Source organism: Collinsella sp. AF18-8LB (assembly GCF_003459795.1).
Classification (GTDB): Bacteria; Actinomycetota; Coriobacteriia; order Coriobacteriales; family Coriobacteriaceae; genus Collinsella.
On sequence record NZ_QRWU01000004.1, the window covers coordinates 77,125 to 93,849 of the forward strand.

Here is a 16,725-nt window from a genome sequence, read left to right on the forward strand (position 1 = left end):
TTGCTGCGTTTGAGCTGTGTGTGATTCGATCGCGCTGCATAGTACCCCGAGCAAATCGCGACCTGCGGTTTTACTCAAAAGGCGCACGTCAATTGCGTAAAACTCACATCCTCTCAACAGGAGTTTTCCACAACTCGAATGCATAAAGCATGCCAAAAACCCTGTAATAGCGCCTTCCCTATGCAAAAAAGGCGCCTGCGCAACCATTGCTTGCGCAGGCGCCTTGAGCAGGCATTTTATGCAGTTATACCTATCGAGTCGCAAGGGGTCCTTGCACAAGTCGCCTTACTCGTCCAGCGCGGCGAAAGCCTGCTTCAGATCCCAAATGATATCCTCGGCGTTCTCGGTACCGATGGAAAGACGGATCGTGGAGGGCGTGATGTTCTGTTCGGCGAGCTCCTCGGCAGAGAGCTGGGAGTGCGTGGTGGTAGCCGGGTGCACGACGAGCGACTTAGCGTCGGCCACGTTGGCGAGCAGCGAGAACACCTGCAGATGATCGATGAACTTCCAGGCGGCCCCCTGGCCGCCCTTAATCTCAAAGGTGAAGATCGAAGCGCCGCCGTTGGGGAAGTACTTCTGATAGAGCTCGTGATCGGGGTGCTCAGGCAGGCTCGGGTGGTTTACCTTGGCGACGTGGCTGTCACCAGCCAGGAACTCAACGACCTTCTTGGTGTTCTCGACATGACGGTCAACGCGCAGCGACAGGGTCTCGGTGCCCTGGAGCAGGACCCAGGCGTTAAACGGGCTAATGCAGGCGCCCTCGTCACGCAGCAAGATGGCGCGGACATAGGTCGCGAAGGCGGCAGGGCCGGCAGCCTCGGCAAACGAAACGCCATGGTAGGAGGGGTTGGGCTCGGCAATCTGTGTATACTTGCCGCTCGCCTTCCAGTCAAAGTTGCCACCGTCGACGATCACGCCGCCCAGCGAGGTGCCGTGGCCGCCGATAAACTTGGTCGCAGAGTGAACGACGATGTTGGCGCCGTGCTCCAGCGGACGGAACAGATACGGGGTGCCGAAGGTGTTATCGACGACGACCGGAAGGCCATGCTTCTTGGCGATCTCGGAGATGGCGTCGATGTTGGGGATATCGGAGTTGGGGTTGCCGAGCGTCTCGAGGTAGATAACCGTGGTGTTGTCCTTAATGGCACCCTCGACCTCGTCCAGGTTGTGGGCGTCGACAAAGGTGGTCTCGACACCAAACTGGGAGAGCGTGTGCTCCAGCAGGTTATAGGAACCGCCGTAGATGGTCTTCTGGGCGACCACGTGGTCACCGGCCTGGGCGAGGGCCTGCAGGGCATAGGTGATGGCGGCAGCACCCGAAGCGACAGCGAGACCAGCCACGCCACCCTCGAGCGCGGCGATGCGATCCTCAAAGACGCCCTGAGTGGAGTTGGTCAGACGGCCGTAGATGTTACCGGCGTCGGCAAGACCAAAGCGGTCAGCGGCGTGCTGGGAGTTACGGAACACATAGCTCGTGGTCTGGTAGATAGGCACAGCGCGGGCGTCGGATGCGGGGTCGGCGCTCTCCTGGCCAACATGAAGCTGCAGGGTGTCGAAACCAAAGGTGTGCTCGGGGTTGTTGATGAACTGGCTCATGATGATCTCCTTGATCGAATAAAAAGTAACTAAGAGTGAGAGAAGTTAGTCGCTGCCTCCTGATCACGCCAACGGGCGCAAACAGGAGCCCGGCATTCGTCTTGGTAAGCAGTGCATATGCGGTCCCCCTTTTTGACGTCCCGGTTCCGTGGTCGTCTTAATTACCTACCGCATTTGTGTGTTTTGAATAGTACGAGCGTTGCATCGCTCGGTCAATCACTTAAAAGCGCTAACCTGTTATCGGTTTTTTAGATAGCTATCGAAAGGACGGGCGCCGATGACCCTCCAGCAGCTTCGTTTTCTTATCGCCGTGGCGGAGTCTGGCTCAATTAACGCCGCAGCCCAGCGCCTCTATACCGCGCAGTCCAATATCTCCAACGCCGTCAAAAGCCTAGAGCAGGAGCTCCATCTGGAGATCTTCACGCGCTCCAGCCGCGGCGTCACGCTCACCAACGACGGCACCGAGCTTTTGGGCTATGCGCGCCAGGTCGTAGAGCAGGCCGATATGCTCGAGGCCCGCTACGAGGACGGCGGCACACCCCAGGCGCGCCTTGCCATCTCGGCCCAGCACTACGCTTTTTCGGTCGAGGCCTTTATCAACGTCGTCGAGCGCTGCCGCGACAGCAAGTTCGAGTTCATCATGCGCGAAACCACCACGTCGCAAATCATCGACGACGTCCGCGCATTTCGCAGCGATATCGGCATTCTGTATCTGGATGACTTTAATGCCCGCGTCCTGCAGAAGACCTTTACCGACGCCCGCGCGAGCTTCCATCCCCTCTTCGATGCAACAGTCCACGTCTTCGTGAGCGAACGCCACCCACTCGCACGTCGTGCCCAGCTATCGCTTGCCGACCTCACGCCCTACACGCGCTACAGCTTTGAGCAGGGAACCTCAAATTCCTTCTATTACGCCGAGGAACCGTTTAGCTATATCCCCTGCGATCGAAACATTCGCATCTCGGACCGCGGAACGCTCACCAACCTGCTCATCACGTCGAACGGCTACACCTTGTCGACCGGCGTCCTCTCCAATGAAATGCAATGGGGCATGGCATCGATCCCGTTGGCAGACGCCCCGACGATGCATGTGGGCTATATCATGCACGACGAGCGCAAGCCCTCTCCCCTCTTGCAGCAATACCTCAACGAGCTCGGCCGCATCATCCACGAAAGCCAGCCATCTGGAGACGGGATAGATATCATAGATTGCTAGCCCTCGCCGAACGCGGCGCTACAATGGACACCCACGCGAGAAGCGCCTAACGAAAGGAACCATGTGAAGGTCATCATCCATACCGACGGCTCGGCCCGATCAAATCCGGGACGCGGCGGCTACGGCGCCGTGCTCAAATACACCAACCCCGCCGGCAAGACCTTCACCTCCGAGCTTTCACGCGGCTACGCCAAGACCACCAACAACCGCATGGAGCTCATGGCAGTCATCGTGGCACTCGAGGCGCTCAACCGCCCCTGCGACGTCGAAGTCCATTCCGATTCGCAGTACGTCGTCAACGCCTTTAACAAGCACTGGATCGACGGCTGGAAAAAACGCGGCTGGAAGACCGCCAACAAGCAGCCTGTCAAGAACCGCGATCTGTGGGAGCGCCTGCTCACCGCAAAGAGCAAGCACAAAGTAGAGTTCATCTGGGTTAAGGGCCACGCCGGCCATGAGCTCAATGAGCGCTGCGACGAGCTTGCCACCACGGCGGCCGACGGCAGCAACCTCGATATCGACGCCGGCTTTATCGAGAGCGACCTGTAACGGCGTTTTCGCACGCTATTTCCTGCCCCCTCGCGCTACACTCATCCTGTAAACCGAACGGCACGAGGGGGATACATGCTGCGTATAGCGACCATCGGCACATCCATGATTACCGACGACTTTATCCAGGTCGTCAACGCCAACGACCAAGCCGCGTTTGTGGGCACGCTTTCGCGCGATGCAGATCGCGGCGCCGCCTTCACCACTAAGCACGGCGGCGAGCGTAACTTCACCGCACTTGACGAGCTTGCGTCCGCCGACGACGTCGACGCCGTCTATATTGGCAGTCCCAACGCACTTCACCACAAACAGGCGCTCGCCTGCATCGCCGGTGGCAAGCACGTCATCGTCGAAAAGCCCTTCTGCGCCACCGAGGCACAGGCGCTCGAGGTCTTCCGTGCCGCCGAGGCCGCCGGCGTCGTTGCCCTCGAGGCTATGCGCCCGCTCCACGACCCCGCCTTCCATGCCATCGAGGACGCCCTGGGCGAAATCGCGCCCATTCGCCGCGCCTCGCTGCGCTTTGGTAAGTACTCCTCGCGCTACAACGAGATTCTCGCAGGACGCGCCACCAATATCTTCGACTGTCACATGGCATCGGGTTCCCTTATGGACATCGGCGTCTATACCGTCGAGCCCATGGTCGAGATCTTCGGCATGCCCTCCGGCATCGCCAGCATGACCACGCTGCTCGACCCTGCCACGCAAAAGCTCACGCACGGGCCCATTGACGGCTGCGGCTCCATCCTTGCCAGTTACGGCGGCGGTCGCATCTCGGTTGAACTCGCGCATTCCAAGATCACGAATGACCTGCTGCCCTCGCAAATCGAAGGCGAGCGAGGCACCATCCAGATCGACCATCTGTCCACGCCCCGCAACGTACGCATCGACTATCGCGGTGACGTCGTGCGCGGATCGGCGACCGAGGCCCCACGCGAGCAGGATGACAGCGGCATTGTGCTCGACCTGCCCAAATCGAATAACACCATGGAGTACGAGCTTGCCGACTTTATCACCGCCATCAGCGGCATCGACAACGTCAACGAAGAGATTTGGGAAACGCCGGCCGGGCGCCATGAACTTGGCCACTATCGCGATGTCACGCTTGTCTCGCTGCGTATCATGGATGCCGTGCGCCAGCAGGCCGGCATCGCCTTCCCCGCAGACTCTGAGAAGCAGGCCTAGCGATGGGCTTTCTTGACAAGTTCTTCTCCGGCGTCAATCGAGAGCCTCAAAAACCGTCCGGCGTTGAGCTCGAACTGCGGCGCAGGCTTACGGTGTTGGTAAGCGACACGGCCACTCAAAACGCCCCTCAGCGCTATTTTCTTCGGTGGGAGGGCCAAGTCCAGGGCGTCGGCTTTCGCTTTACCAACACCAATCTCGCACAGGCACACACACTCACCGGCTGGGTACGCAATATGGAAGACGGTTCGGTCGAAATGGAGGTACAAGGCGCGCCTGCGAATATCCTGTCTCACCTCGAAGCACTCCACGCCTCCTACGAGCGAATGGGCATTCGTTTTCGCCTCGAGGACGCACAAGCCCGCGCCACGCTTACCGATGAAGATGGTTTCGACCCTCACTATTAGTATTGTGTGCTAAATACGGTATCATTTACTTACCTACCGTGACGGAGAAGAGGTGAGGCGCATGGCCGTACAAAGAAGAAACACCAAGCAGCGGAAGCTGGTTCTTGATGCCGTGCGCCAAAGCTATAACCATCCCACCGCCGATGAGATCTACAACGCCGTGCGCGAACAGGACGACAAGATCAGCCGCGGCACGGTGTACCGCAACCTCAACCTCTTGGCCGATGCCGGGGAGATTCTCTCCATCAAGACGCCGGGCGGCAGCCGTTTCGATCGCACCATCGAGCCGCATGCGCATATCATCTGCACCTCGTGCGGCCGCGTCATCGATGTGCCGCTCCCCTTCGATGCCCAGCTCGATACCAAGGCATCCGAACAAATCGGTTGGAACGTCACCTCGCACTACACGATCTTCGAGGGCCTCTGCCCTAACTGTAGGTAGTTTTTGGGACATGCCTTAAAATCTACCTTTCCACCGATTACGGCAAAAGTAGATTTCTAGGCATGTCCCAAATATCTACTCAGCAAGCAAGCGATGCAGCTCTTCTTCGACCGTACGCACATAGCGGACGCGGTCATTGATACCGCGCATAGTGGGGTTGCAGTTCTCCATCAGGCAGGGATGACCCACCACGTTGAGCATGTCGCGGTCGTTTTCATTGTCGCCAAATGCCATCATCTCGTTGGGTGAGATCCCCAGCGCACGGCCATAATCGGCAAGCGCGGACCCCTTGCCCGAATCAAAGCCGATAAAGTCCGTCCATTCGGTTCCCGACGTCATCACATCGACCCGGTCGCTAAAGCGACGCACGAAATACTCCAGCGCCGCCGGCTGCTCCGCCTCGGGCGTCTGGAAGGCAATCTTAATGACGTCTTCGTCGATGTCCTCGGGGCGGTCGACCACCGCCACATCGCAGTGGACCTCATAGCGCAAATGGTCGACGAACGCATCGTTGCCGCTCATGGTGTAGAGGTGTCCCTCACACGAAAGGGTCACGTCGGCATGGGGATACGCAACCACGGCATTCGCGATATCCATAGCAAGGCTACGCTCCACGGAACGCTTGACAACGGCACGCCCCTCGCTCATCACCAGGGCTCCGTTTTCGCATACATAGGCGAGCTCATCGGCCACCGGGGCAAACAGATAGCGCAAGCTCGCATATTGACGGCCGCTCGCCGGCATAAACACGATACCGCGACGATGCAGTTCGTCGATGAGCTCAAAGGCCTCGGAACGCGGCTCGCGCTCCCCCGGATGCAGCAACGTGCCGTCCAAATCGCATGCAATCAGCTTGATTCCTTCAAGACCCATATGCTTTCCCCCACAGCATCTCATCAACAGAAAGACGAACTTTGAATAGTTGCCTCTCAAAGTCCGTCTTACTCATACACACGTTAATCGCGCGCCTTTTTTACGATCGTAAAGTCTGGAGCCATACTCACAACGGCATCCGCCGCACTCGACGCAAAGCGCCGGCCCGCATCGAGTTCACGGGTAACCACCGAGAGCCGAACGCCCTCGACGCCCCGGAGCATGCGGCCCAAAACAGGCTGCACCGGCGTATACATGCGCACGGTATGCTCGTCCGAGTCGCCTCGGAAAAGCGGCGCGTGCATATTGCCGATCTCCCAGCACGCATGCGCGAGCGCAATCGGGTCCATGCGGTCAACTTCGACCAAATAGACCTCGGCGCTACGCAGACGCACGACAACCGCCACGGGCAACGCACCCGTGCGGTCGACAGCGAGCACGTCGCCGTCGACAAGGCGCTCAACGTCGGCGGCATCCAGCTGGACATTCACCGTGCGCCCCAGCTCCGTCATGCCCACAAACGCGCGTGTGTCAGCCTGGTCCCAATCGAGCAGCAGCTCGTCAATCTCAAAGACACCGCCCAGCTCCCGACGAAGCAAAAGTTCATAGGACGGGTCGTTGAGATTTCCCAAGCGCTCCGTAGCTACCAGGTCCGCGGGCATCAACTAGTCCTCGACCTCGACGAGCTCGATATCAAAGTTGAGGTCCTTGCCGGCGAGCTCGTGGTTGGCGTCGAGCGTCACGGCCTCGGGCGTTACGTCGATGACCACGGCGGGGACGGGCATACCGCTCGGCGTGGACAGGAAGAGCTTCATGCCCTTCTCGATCTGCTCGATGTCGGGAACCTGTTCGGCCGGGAAGGTCAGGACCATCTCGGGGTTGTGCTCGCCGTAGGCATCGGCAGCAGGAATGTGCACGGTCTTCTTCTCGCCCGCCTGCATGTCGACAACAGCGGCATCGAAGCCCTTGATCATCTGACCGGCGCCGCAGGTGAACTCCAGCGGCTCGCCGCGATCGTAGGAGCTATCGAACTGCGTGCCGTCGTCGAGCGTGCCGCGATAATGAGTCTTGACCTTCTTGCCCTGGTTGGACATGGTAACCTCCGTGATAAGGGCGACGCACAACGCGGGCCGCCGTGAACATATGGCGCTAACTATACCCTAGTCATACAATTCAAAGACAGTTTGCAAAGAAACGCTGCAACCGGAGGAACCATGGCCTATCCCGTATTTGACCTACACTGCGACACCGCCGACCGCATCGGCTGGGCCACGCTCGATCTCGACCTGCGCTTTACCGCCGGCACCGACGGTTATTTCCCCGGCGACGAAACCCATCCGCAAGATTTTGACCTCATCGAGGGCAACGCCTGCGCCATCTCGCTCGCAAAGATCGGCAACACACCGTGGGCACAGTGCTTCGCCACGTTTGTCCCCGACGAGATCCCCGCCGCCCACGCAGCGCGTTTCCAGGCGCAGATCATGGCGCACATGAGCGGTCAGGCCATGCTCAATCACGACCGCATGGTCAACGTGCGCAGCGCCGCAGACATTCGCCCCGCGCTCAAAGACGGCAAGGTCGCCTGCATCCATACTATCGAAAACGCCACGTTCTTTGCCGAGGACCCCGCGCTGATCGAAGTGCTCAAGAGCCTGGGCGTACTCATGTCCTCGCTTAGCTGGAACGCGCAGGGACCGCTCGCGAGCGGCCACGACACCCACGCCGGCCTCACCGCCGCCGGCATCGAGGCGCTTACGCAGATGGAGCACGCCGGCATGGTGCTCGACGTCTCCCACCTCAACGATGAGTGCTTTAACGAGGTTGTCGCCCGCGCCACGCGCCCCTTCGTCGCCAGCCACTCCAACTCCCGCACCGTCTGCGGCGTCAAGCGCAACCTCACCGACGACCAGTTCCGCACCATTCGCGACATGGGCGGCATCGTCGGCCTCAACTACTGCAGCGAGTTCCTATCCAACAGCGCAACCGACGAGACCGCCGCGGACGTCACCTTCGACCAGCTGGCGGCGCATATCGAACACTGGCTTGACCTGGGTGGCGAGGACGTCATCGCGCTCGGCGGCGACTGGGACGGCGCCAAGGTACCCGCCTTCCTCTCCGATGCCAGCAAGATGCCAGAATTCCAGAACATGCTCTCCAAGCACTTTGGCAAGACCGTGATGCAGAAGCTCTGCAGCGACAACGCACTTGCCTTCTTTGAGCGTTATTAATTTCACATCCCCTGAGCGGGCCGGCATGCCGAACGGTCGACATGCCAGCCCGTCCCCAATCTGAAGGACCGCTTTTGACGCAGCAGTTTACGATTTCCGTATCCCGACCGGATGGGACGCCCATCCCCGTCGTCGTTACCAAAAAGCGCGTCAAGAACTTCAACCTACGCGTCACATCGAGCGGCGAGGTCCACGCCAGCGCACCGATCGGCGCCAGCCGCGAGCGTATCGAAGCATTTGTGAAGCGCAACAGCGCCTGGATTATCAGCCGACTTGTCCAGCGCGAGCAACGTCAGGCGACGGCGCGAGAGCCGCGCAGTCCCTCGTCCATCATTGCGCTTTGGGGCAAGCCCATCACGGTACAGGACGCGCTCGATCATAACTTTGCATCACCCGCACCGCGGCCCAAGCAGGCCACCTTCGCAAGTTTTATGGGTACCGACGAATCGAACGAAGGCCCACAGGCCAAGCGGTGCGCAATCCTCGACGGCCTAACGTCCGACGAGCTCCAAACCCACATCGACCAGCTCTATACGTCCGAGGTCACCGCAGCGTTGCGCGATATTGTGCACGCATACGAAATCGCAATGGGCGTCGCCGTCTCCCGCGCCTCCGTGCGCAGTATGAAGACGCGCTGGGGCTCCTGCACGCCCAAATCCGGCGCCATTCGCATCGCGCGCGAGCTCGCCGCCTACCCTGTCGAATGCCTCGACATGGTTGTTGCCCACGAGCTCGTCCATCTACTCGAGCCGAGCCACAACCAGCGGTTCCACACCCTGCTCGACACGTACTGCCCCAACAATAGAGCCCTGTCGCAGCGGCTCAAGCAGCCACCCATAGAGACGTATTAGAACCGGTTAGCGCACGCGCTCGATCTCGACGCCGCAGCTTGCCAGAGGCAGGCCAACAGGAGCCCACGGCTTATCGAGCTTGATGCGCACACCAAGCAGCAGGGGGTAACGACGTAGCAGCATCTGGGCTGTCCCCTCGGCTGCCGCTTCGATGAGTTTAAACGTATGCTCGCGCAGATAGCCATCGACATCGTGGCACACCGAGCCATAGTCAATCGAGGCATCCAGGTTATCGTGCTCCCCCGCCGCGCGCAGGTCGGCATAGAGCACCAGAGAAACGATGAACTTCTGACCCAGCGCGTTCTCCTCGGGATACACGCCATGGTTGGCAAAAACCTCAAGGCCGTCAATGACAATACGATCGGCATGGCGCAAATCGTCATAGCTCACGTGAGGCACCGCCGTTGCGGTGGATATTTCGCCCCTTCCACGGCGGGCGAGCTCGGCACCCTCAACCTTGGTTGCATTCTCGGGCAGTTTCTTGTTACTCATCGCGATCGTCTCCTTCGTTTAGAACCCCGACCGCGCAAACTAACTACACGCGAATCGACAGGTTCTTTTTATCATCGCTCCAATTGCAAGCATTGCGCGCGGGGCATGCAAAGCAGGCACGCGACGCTTTGTCGGCTGCATAGAGCAGACGCTCAAGCGGTTGGCTGTTCACGCGCAACTTTCGATGGCCCAAAATGGCCGTCTTAATGGCTGCGGTATCGGCCGGCTCAAACGCCACGTCACCGGGCATGCCGGCGAGTATTGCATCAGCGACGCGCTCGCTTGCAACATCATGGGATATACCCGATTCATACTGTTCATCTTTGCCGATATCGTGAAGAAGTGCCGTGGCGTAGATGACCTCGCGGTCAAATTCGAGCTGTTCCTCGAGATTCTTGATCCACATAATGCGAGCGACATCGAGAAGATGGTCAATACCGTGGCGGCAGAAGATGCGCCCCGATTCCAGCTGTGCAATATTGCCCAGGTGCCGCCGGAACAGCCCGTTGGCACAAATGTAATCGATGCGAGGCATGGATCCAAAAGGGGCCAGGCCCGAAGCCATAAAGCCGCGACGCGACGTTCCCTCATCGGTCTTCGATGTAAAGTCGTTGACGACTCTCATGGCTAGCGGCCCAGCATCCTAAAGAACCGCTCCTCGAGCGCGGGATCGGTCTCAAAGACGCCGCGGCGAGCGAGCGTCACGGTCTTGGTGCCAGGCTTTTGCACGCCGCGCATGGTCATGCACATATGCTCAGCTTCCATGAGCACAATCGCTCCCTGGGGAGCGAGATAATCCATGAGGGCATCGGCAACCTGCGCGCACAGCTGCTCCTGCAGCTGCAGACGGCGGGCGTAGACCTCAACCGTGCGAGCAAGCTTAGAAAGCCCAGCCACGCGACCGTTAGGGATATAGCCAATCGCAGCCTTGCCATAAAACGGCAGCAGATGGTGCTCGCACAGCGAGTAAAACGTGATGTCGCGCTCGATAACCAAATCGTTCGAAGCGACGGCAAAAGTTTTGGACAGATGTTCCTCGGCACTCTGGTCCATACCGCCGGCAATCTCGCCATACATACGGGCAACGCGCGCCGGGGTCTCCAGCAGGCCCTCACGAGTTGGGTCCTCGCCTATGCCCTCAAGCAACAGCTTAATGGCGGCCTCGACTTTTTCCTGATCGACCATCTGGGCCTCACTTTTCCGATTTCACGTTCGCGCTATGGTACCACGCCCTCCGGCATCGACCACAAGCTACATAGTATGGGTCGAATAGACCGGATCATCACGCCAAAGTTCAACCGCATCACAAAGCGCAACGCCCTCGCGCTCAGCACGGGCACGCGTAGCGTTCATATCGATCACGCGCTGGTTGCTCGAACCCCTAAAGCGCAATGAGATATCGTACAGATCCTGAACAAACGGGCCATCCACCAACATATCGAGGCAGGCAAGGATACGATCCGTTGCCTCGGTATGGTGGCGACCGCCCGGCATAAGCTCCTCGAGCACGTCGCCGGTAAAACACCAAATGGTCTTTCCTGACCCCGCAGGATAAGCGGCACGAACACGCTCAACAAACTCAACGAGCCCCGCCTGATTCTCGGGCTCCATAGGCTCGCCGCCCAGAATCGTCAGGCCGTCAATAAAGGGATGATCGAGGCTCTCGATAATCTTGTCCTCGACGGCACGATCGAACGGCTCGCCCGCGGCAAAGTCCCACGCGACGGAGTTAAAGCAATTCTTGCACCCACGACGGCACCCGCTCACAAACAGAGAAGTGCGGACGCCTTCCCCATCAGCAATGTCGAAATACTTAATGTTCGCATAGTTCATAGGTAACTCTCCCGGGAGGCCGGGACATATCATCCCGTCCTCAAACATTCTCGGCCTGCGGCCTGCGAAACTGCGGGCGGGACGATATGTCCCGGCCTCATGCAAAGGGTAACTCAATGAACGAAGCGAACATCGAGCATAGGGTTCGAGGTCCAATAAAAACTGGGTTGCAGCTCAACCGTCATCGCAAGCAAAGCGTTGTTGCAAGTCAACTCATTTCCGCTAAGAACTTCGAGGAGTGAGCAGGCTGTGTGCTGCATCTCAGCTACGTCAGCTCGGCTGCCCCGTAGCGAGGGCCTGGACCTTTGCTCGATATGAGTTCCGCACGAACAGGAGGCGCCAGTGGCGCCTCCGTCGTGAGCCAGGACTGTCCGAAATAGCGAGTAAAGGTCCGCGGCCTCGCTACGGGGCAGCCTGGGATGGTTATTAGAGATGCAGCACGCGGTCGCGGATCTCCTCGGTTCGACCCTGGTTCCAGAATTGGGTACCGATGTAGCCGCACGTACGACGAGCGACGTTCATCTTCTCCTGGTCTCGGTTGCCGCAGCTGGGGCACTCCCACACCAGCTTGCCATCGTCCTCAACAATCTTGATCTCGCCATCGTAGCCGCACACCTGGCAGTAGTCGCTCTTGGTGTTGAGCTCGGCGTACATGATGTTGTCGTAGATGTACTGCATCACGCGAATGACAGCCTTGAGGTTGTCCTGCATGTTGGGAACCTCAACGTAGGAGATAGCACCGCCCGGCGAAAGCTGCTGGAACATGCCCTCAAACTTAAGCTTGTCGAAAGCATCAATCTCCTCGGACACGTGGACGTGATAGCTGTTGGTAATGTAGCCCTTGTCCGTCACACCCGGAATAATGCCAAAACGACGCTGCAGGCACTTGGCGAACTTGTAGGTCGTCGACTCAAGCGGGGTGCCATACAGCGAGAAGTCGATATCGCTTTCGGCCTTCCACTCGGCGCACTTGTCGTTCATGCGCTGCATGACGGCCATGGCAAACGGCGTGCCCTCCTTCTCGGTGTGGCTGTGACCCGTCATGTACTTGACGCACTCATACAGGCCGGCATACCCCAGGCTGATGGTGGAGTATCCGCCCACGAGCAGCTTGTCGATCGTCTCGCCCTTCTTCAGACGAGCGAGGGCGCCGTACTGCCACAAAATCGGTGCAGCGTCAGAAAGCGTACCCATCAGGCGCTCATGACGGCACAGCAGGGCGCGGTGGCACAGCTCAAGGCGCTCGTCGAAGATCTTCCAGAACTTGTCCATGTCCTGATGCGAGCTCAGCGCGACATCGGGCAGGTTGATGGTCACAACACCCTGGTTAAAGCGGCCATAGTACTTAGGTTTGGTCGGGTCATAGTTCAGCGCGTTGGCGACATTGTTAAAGCCGTTGCCCGAGCGGTCGGGCGTCAAGAAGCTGCGGCAACCCATGCAGGTGTAGCAATCGCCGTTGCCGGCGGTCTCGCCCTTCGACAGCTTGAGCTCGCGCATCTTCTTCTCGGAGATGTAGTCGGGCACCATGCGCTTGGCGGTGCACTTGGCAGCCAGCTGGGTCAGGTAGAAGTACGGGGAATTCTCGTGAACGTTATCGTCCTCGAGCACATAGATAAGCTTGGGGAATGCCGGGGTAATCCACACGCCGGCCTCGTTCTTAACGCCCTCATAGCGCTGACGAAGCGTCTCCTCCACGATCATGGCAAGGTCGTGCTTCTCTTGGGGCGTACGGGCCTCATTGAGATACATAAAGACCGTCACGAACGGCGCCTGGCCATTGGTGGTCATAAGGGTCACGACCTGATACTGAATCGTCTGGACGCCGCGACGGATCTCATCGCGCAGACGGTCCTCAACGACCTCACGGACCTTTTCGGCAGATGCCGAAACACCGAGCTCCTCGAGCTCGCGGGCAACCTCGCCGCGAATCTTTTGACGGCTCACCTCAACAAAGGGGGCGAGATGGGTCAGCGAAATAGACTGGCCACCGTACTGGGAGGAAGCAACCTGGGCGATAATCTGCGTCGCGATATTGCAGGCAGTCGAGAAGCTATGCGGCTTCTCGATCAGCGTACCCGAGATAACAGTGCCGTTCTGGAGCATATCCTCCAGGTTCACCAGGTCGCAGTTATGCATGTGCTGGGCAAAGTAGTCGGAATCGTGGAAGTGGATCAGACCCTCATTGTGGGCATCCACGATCTCCTGGGGCAGCAGCACGCGCTGGGTCAGGTCCTTAGAAATCTCGCCGGCCATGTAGTCGCGCTGAACGGAGTTGACGGTCGGGTTCTTGTTAGAGTTCTCCTGCTTGACCTCTTCGTTGTTGCACTCGATCAGCGACAAAATCTTGTCGTCGGTCGTGTTCTTCTGGCGCTTCAGGCTCTGAACATAGCGATAGATGATGTAGTGGCGGGCAACCTCGTAGCAGTCGAGACGCATGATCTCGTCCTCGACCAAATCCTGGATCTCCTCGACCGAAACGGTGTGGCCCGCGTTCTCGCATGCCTCGGCGACGTTTTGTGCCGCGTAAACCACCTGGCGGTCGGTTAGACGAGAGCTCTCCTCGACCTCCAAGTTGGCGGCGCGGATGGCATTGACGATCTTATCGATGTCAAAGACAACCTCGGTGCCGCTGCGCTTGATGATCTTCATCCTCTTGCCTCTTTCGCATCGTAGCCTCATTGCGCTTCAGAGCCAAACGATGCCCGGCAGGGCCTGTCCCTGTCTTGCGGCGCCGTCGCGCAATCTGTGTTCTCGATAAACCATAAGCCTCCATGCGGACATTCCCAGAAGCCGATCAAGCGGCTCAAGGACACGTTCAAAAGAGGCAGTTAAGGTCTTCGTTCTCTGTCCGCCATCTATCATACGACAAAGAGGCATCTATATCCTGTATTCTTTTTTTAGGTCAAACACAACATATAGTGTTTCAGCAGGTCAAAGCAATTAGTCATTTTGCAAACGCATTAAAAATGAAGGGCTCTTGGCAGAGTGCTAAAACGTTATCAGCTCGACTACCTGCACGGCAGTTTTGAAACCCCCTCAACCGCGCCGCTGACAAATCCTACCAAAACCAAGCCGCTCACGCCAAAAGAATCCAAAAGATTATGCTTGACCAACATGTTGCGGTCGAATGCCGGCGGACGGAGCGACAGGACTGTAAACGCTCGGAAGACTACAGCCCCGGCGCCCCGTCCGCCGGCATTCGATAGGCGAGGATCTATTACCTCTCTTCGCGAACCATCATGCGGCCGAGAGCCGCTGTAAAGGGATCGAGCAGCACGCCGGCGATAACCACAAAGGCCCATCCCTTTGTGACGAGGCCGGCCCAACGCGCGAAGAACGTACGGCCTTCAATCGTTCCGAATCCTCCCTGGAAGGCAATCTCGCCAAAACCGATCACCATAAAAAGGAGCGTGGCACCGATGACCGTACCGGCGATCTTGTGTGATGCACTCCCCTGCTCAAAACCAAAAAAGTCCAGGCACATACCAACCGTTTTGCCAAACAGCGGGAGTACGCTCAGAACCTCGGCGATCACCGTGGCCACGATGAGTTGTCCCCAAAAGCCCGTGGGGCCCGTCAGATCCAAGCCAGGCGCCCCTTCAATGATGGGGAGAAACGCGCAGAGCAATAGCGGGTTAAAGAAGCCGTTGAGAATACCGATAACGCGCCTGACAGGTAACTTCATAGCCGTAAGCCTTTCAAAGTCATTGATAGAAAGAGGGCCGCCGGCATATGTCGGCGGCCCCGATAAAACATGATGTACGGCAAAGCAACTACTCGAGCGGCTACTCCGCCTCGCCGCCGGCCGCCATCTTCTCGGCCTCGGCAAGCTGGGCCGGGGTGAGCTTGCGATACTTAATGGCGCCAAAGACGACACAAGCCGCACAGACGATCATGCCGGCGATGAACTTCTGGTCAATCGTTGCACCAAACGGCGACGTCACGGCCTCAAACACAATGGGAGACAATGCCATGCCAAAGTTGATACCTGCCATGCCAATGGCGAGGTTAAACGCACGTCCCTCGGGGGCAGAGTTGCCGGCGGCAAAATTGCCCTCCAGCGGCACGTAGGTCTCCTTGCCCAGCGCAACGACAAAACCCGCAACGCACAGCACCATAAAGGCGGGCGCAACCAGCGTCAGGCCCAGGCCGACGAGCGTCACGCCCCACGCGATCGGCATAGCCAGGTTCTTAAACTTGGCAAACAGCGGACCGACCAAAAGACCAGCCGCAATACCGGCAACGGTCATAACGGTAGAGGCAAGACCGGCCTCCACGGTACCGCCAAAGCCGCGACCTACAACAAGCAGCGAAACGTTGGAGCTGAAGAGCTGGAACGTAAGTACGAACACAAAGCTCATGAGCGTGATAATCGCGACCTCTTTAGGCATATTGGCAAACACGTTGACCTTGCGCTTGGGCTCAAGACGACCCTCAGGAAGGCAAACAGCCTCGATTACGATGAAAATGATCATGATGAAGTACGCCGCATAGCTGTGGAACCACTCGGCAGAACCCAAGATGCCGGAAACCATCGTCCAGATAATGCCGCCCAGTGCAACAAAAGTGGAGTAGATGCCCATGACAAACGAGCGCTGCTTTCCGCCAAAGTAATCCGCGATAAGAGCGTCCGTTGAATTCTGCACGGCGCCGAGACCAAGGCCCATGACAGCAGAAGCCGCTAAGACTTGGCCGAGCGAGTCGTGGAACACCAGCACCGAGGCGCCTGCCAGCATCACGATAATGTGACCGACGAGCGTCGTCTTCTTCTTGGACACGCGAGAGGCAAGCTGTGAAGAGACGAGCATGGCGGACAACGCCATCATCAACGGGATGATGCCGATGATCATCTGGACGGCAGCGATGTTTTCGTTGGGAAATGCCGCCGCAACAGAGGCCACGATAGGGACGGGCACGAGCATGCCCATGATGCACATGGCGGCTGCGTAAATGCCCACCAGGTACTTGATCTTGGTTTTATCCATGATCCATCCTTACACTTAAAGAAAAGGGTCGGAGCGGCCAGACATCACCAGCGGCCGCCCCAAACACAGCACTA

The 16,725-nt window shown here is 58.5% G+C and carries 18 protein-coding genes; 7 read left to right on the top strand and 11 right to left on the bottom strand.

Translation table 11 applies throughout. The features are described 5' to 3' along the window. Positions 1 to 285: 285 nt before the first annotated feature. Positions 286 to 1,596 (bottom strand): O-acetylhomoserine aminocarboxypropyltransferase/cysteine synthase family protein, encoded by a 1,311-nt coding sequence (locus DWX25_RS05865; RefSeq protein ID WP_117799025.1) that lies wholly within the window; start codon positions 1,594 to 1,596, stop codon positions 286 to 288. Positions 1,597 to 1,873: 277 nt separating this feature from the next. On the opposite strand from DWX25_RS05865, the gene DWX25_RS05870 reads away from it, so the two are divergent. From DWX25_RS05870 to DWX25_RS05890, 5 genes are all read left to right on the top strand, one after another. Next, positions 1,874 to 2,812: a LysR family transcriptional regulator gene (locus DWX25_RS05870; protein WP_117743872.1), complete on the top strand. Its 939-nt coding sequence runs from the start codon at positions 1,874 to 1,876 to the stop codon at positions 2,810 to 2,812. Positions 2,813 to 2,875: 63 nt separating this feature from the next. Further along, positions 2,876 to 3,361 carry a ribonuclease HI gene (rnhA, locus tag DWX25_RS05875; protein WP_117763794.1) on the top strand — a complete coding sequence of 162 codons (486 nt, stop codon included), beginning with the start codon at positions 2,876 to 2,878 and terminating at the stop codon, positions 3,359 to 3,361. A gap of 75 nt (positions 3,362 to 3,436) precedes the next feature. Then, the gene (locus DWX25_RS05880) at positions 3,437 to 4,543 is read left to right on the top strand and encodes a Gfo/Idh/MocA family protein (RefSeq protein ID WP_117763795.1); all 1,107 of its coding nucleotides are present in this window, start codon (positions 3,437 to 3,439) and stop codon (positions 4,541 to 4,543) included. A 2-nt stretch (positions 4,544 to 4,545) separates the two neighbouring features. Continuing rightward, entirely contained in the window at positions 4,546 to 4,947 is a 402-nt protein-coding gene (locus DWX25_RS05885; protein WP_117799024.1) for an acylphosphatase, read from the top strand. A 61-nt stretch (positions 4,948 to 5,008) separates the two neighbouring features. Further along, positions 5,009 to 5,389, top strand: coding sequence for a Fur family transcriptional regulator (locus DWX25_RS05890; protein ID WP_117799023.1), 381 nt, complete (start codon positions 5,009 to 5,011; stop codon positions 5,387 to 5,389). A 75-nt stretch (positions 5,390 to 5,464) separates the two neighbouring features. On the opposite strand, the gene DWX25_RS05895 is transcribed toward DWX25_RS05890, so the two are convergent. The 3 genes from DWX25_RS05895 to DWX25_RS05905 all read right to left on the bottom strand — a co-directional run bounded on the left by DWX25_RS05895 (position 5,465) and on the right by DWX25_RS05905 (position 7,356). Beyond that, positions 5,465 to 6,262: an HAD-IIB family hydrolase gene (locus DWX25_RS05895; protein WP_158557579.1), complete on the bottom strand. Its 798-nt coding sequence runs from the start codon at positions 6,260 to 6,262 to the stop codon at positions 5,465 to 5,467. 83 nt (positions 6,263 to 6,345) lie between these two features. Then, positions 6,346 to 6,924 carry an urease accessory protein UreE gene (locus DWX25_RS05900; protein ID WP_117799021.1) on the bottom strand — a complete coding sequence of 193 codons (579 nt, stop codon included), beginning with the start codon at positions 6,922 to 6,924 and terminating at the stop codon, positions 6,346 to 6,348. A 3-nt stretch (positions 6,925 to 6,927) separates the two neighbouring features. Continuing rightward, complete coding sequence (locus DWX25_RS05905) at positions 6,928 to 7,356, bottom strand: peptidylprolyl isomerase (RefSeq protein ID WP_117799020.1); 429 nt, start codon at positions 7,354 to 7,356, stop codon at positions 6,928 to 6,930. A 120-nt stretch (positions 7,357 to 7,476) separates the two neighbouring features. Here DWX25_RS05905 and DWX25_RS05910 point away from each other — a divergent pair, with 120 nt between their 5' ends. Both DWX25_RS05910 and DWX25_RS05915 read left to right on the top strand, forming a co-directional pair. Then, positions 7,477 to 8,490 (top strand): dipeptidase, encoded by a 1,014-nt coding sequence (locus DWX25_RS05910; protein WP_117735323.1) that lies wholly within the window; start codon positions 7,477 to 7,479, stop codon positions 8,488 to 8,490. Between the two features lie 74 nt (positions 8,491 to 8,564). Then, the gene (locus tag DWX25_RS05915; RefSeq protein ID WP_158550238.1) at positions 8,565 to 9,341 is read left to right on the top strand and encodes a M48 family metallopeptidase; all 777 of its coding nucleotides are present in this window, start codon (positions 8,565 to 8,567) and stop codon (positions 9,339 to 9,341) included. A 6-nt stretch (positions 9,342 to 9,347) separates the two neighbouring features. Here the strand turns inward: DWX25_RS05915 and folB are convergent, their stop codons facing one another. The 7 genes from folB to DWX25_RS05950 form a co-directional block, all read right to left on the bottom strand. After that, positions 9,348 to 9,833, bottom strand: coding sequence for a dihydroneopterin aldolase (folB, locus tag DWX25_RS05920; RefSeq protein ID WP_117735325.1), 486 nt, complete (start codon positions 9,831 to 9,833; stop codon positions 9,348 to 9,350). A gap of 43 nt (positions 9,834 to 9,876) precedes the next feature. Further along, positions 9,877 to 10,458 carry an HD domain-containing protein gene (locus tag DWX25_RS05925; protein WP_199406644.1) on the bottom strand — a complete coding sequence of 194 codons (582 nt, stop codon included), beginning with the start codon at positions 10,456 to 10,458 and terminating at the stop codon, positions 9,877 to 9,879. Positions 10,459 to 10,460: 2 nt separating this feature from the next. Continuing rightward, positions 10,461 to 11,018: a GTP cyclohydrolase I FolE gene (gene folE, locus DWX25_RS05930; RefSeq protein WP_022094399.1), complete on the bottom strand. Its 558-nt coding sequence runs from the start codon at positions 11,016 to 11,018 to the stop codon at positions 10,461 to 10,463. Positions 11,019 to 11,084: 66 nt separating this feature from the next. Then, on the bottom strand, positions 11,085 to 11,666 hold the full coding sequence (nrdG, locus tag DWX25_RS05935) for an anaerobic ribonucleoside-triphosphate reductase activating protein (RefSeq protein WP_117735327.1): 582 nt from the start codon (positions 11,664 to 11,666) through the stop codon (positions 11,085 to 11,087). A 426-nt stretch (positions 11,667 to 12,092) separates the two neighbouring features. Further along, the gene (gene nrdD, locus DWX25_RS05940; protein WP_117799019.1) at positions 12,093 to 14,315 is read right to left on the bottom strand and encodes an anaerobic ribonucleoside-triphosphate reductase; all 2,223 of its coding nucleotides are present in this window, start codon (positions 14,313 to 14,315) and stop codon (positions 12,093 to 12,095) included. Between the two features lie 568 nt (positions 14,316 to 14,883). Continuing rightward, on the bottom strand, positions 14,884 to 15,351 hold the full coding sequence (locus tag DWX25_RS05945; protein ID WP_117799018.1) for a hypothetical protein: 468 nt from the start codon (positions 15,349 to 15,351) through the stop codon (positions 14,884 to 14,886). Between the two features lie 100 nt (positions 15,352 to 15,451). Next, positions 15,452 to 16,651 carry an MFS transporter gene (locus DWX25_RS05950; RefSeq protein ID WP_117655267.1) on the bottom strand — a complete coding sequence of 400 codons (1,200 nt, stop codon included), beginning with the start codon at positions 16,649 to 16,651 and terminating at the stop codon, positions 15,452 to 15,454. Positions 16,652 to 16,725: the final 74 nt, after the last annotated feature.

What these genes read in the sequence shown, in the direction of transcription:
- DWX25_RS05865 (WP_117799025.1), bottom strand. Translation starts at nt 1,596, where the DNA reads ATGAGCCAGTTCATCAACAACCCCGAGCACACCTTTGGTTTCGACACC.
- DWX25_RS05870 (WP_117743872.1), top strand. Translation starts at nt 1,874, where the DNA reads ATGACCCTCCAGCAGCTTCGTTTTCTTATCGCCGTGGCGGAGTCTGGC.
- DWX25_RS05880 (WP_117763795.1), top strand. Translation starts at nt 3,437, where the DNA reads ATGCTGCGTATAGCGACCATCGGCACATCCATGATTACCGACGACTTT.
- DWX25_RS05885 (WP_117799024.1), top strand. Translation starts at nt 4,546, where the DNA reads ATGGGCTTTCTTGACAAGTTCTTCTCCGGCGTCAATCGAGAGCCTCAA.
- DWX25_RS05890 (WP_117799023.1), top strand. Translation starts at nt 5,009, where the DNA reads ATGGCCGTACAAAGAAGAAACACCAAGCAGCGGAAGCTGGTTCTTGAT.
- DWX25_RS05895 (WP_158557579.1), bottom strand. Translation starts at nt 6,262, where the DNA reads ATGGGTCTTGAAGGAATCAAGCTGATTGCATGCGATTTGGACGGCACG.
- DWX25_RS05900 (WP_117799021.1), bottom strand. Translation starts at nt 6,924, where the DNA reads ATGCCCGCGGACCTGGTAGCTACGGAGCGCTTGGGAAATCTCAACGAC.
- DWX25_RS05905 (WP_117799020.1), bottom strand. Translation starts at nt 7,356, where the DNA reads ATGTCCAACCAGGGCAAGAAGGTCAAGACTCATTATCGCGGCACGCTC.
- DWX25_RS05910 (WP_117735323.1), top strand. Translation starts at nt 7,477, where the DNA reads ATGGCCTATCCCGTATTTGACCTACACTGCGACACCGCCGACCGCATC.
- folB (WP_117735325.1), bottom strand. Translation starts at nt 9,833, where the DNA reads ATGAGTAACAAGAAACTGCCCGAGAATGCAACCAAGGTTGAGGGTGCC.
- DWX25_RS05925 (WP_199406644.1), bottom strand. Translation starts at nt 10,458, where the DNA reads ATGAGAGTCGTCAACGACTTTACATCGAAGACCGATGAGGGAACGTCG.
- folE (WP_022094399.1), bottom strand. Translation starts at nt 11,018, where the DNA reads ATGGTCGATCAGGAAAAAGTCGAGGCCGCCATTAAGCTGTTGCTTGAG.
- nrdG (WP_117735327.1), bottom strand. Translation starts at nt 11,666, where the DNA reads ATGAACTATGCGAACATTAAGTATTTCGACATTGCTGATGGGGAAGGC.
- nrdD (WP_117799019.1), bottom strand. Translation starts at nt 14,315, where the DNA reads ATGAAGATCATCAAGCGCAGCGGCACCGAGGTTGTCTTTGACATCGAT.
- DWX25_RS05945 (WP_117799018.1), bottom strand. Translation starts at nt 15,351, where the DNA reads ATGAAGTTACCTGTCAGGCGCGTTATCGGTATTCTCAACGGCTTCTTT.
- DWX25_RS05950 (WP_117655267.1), bottom strand. Translation starts at nt 16,651, where the DNA reads ATGGATAAAACCAAGATCAAGTACCTGGTGGGCATTTACGCAGCCGCC.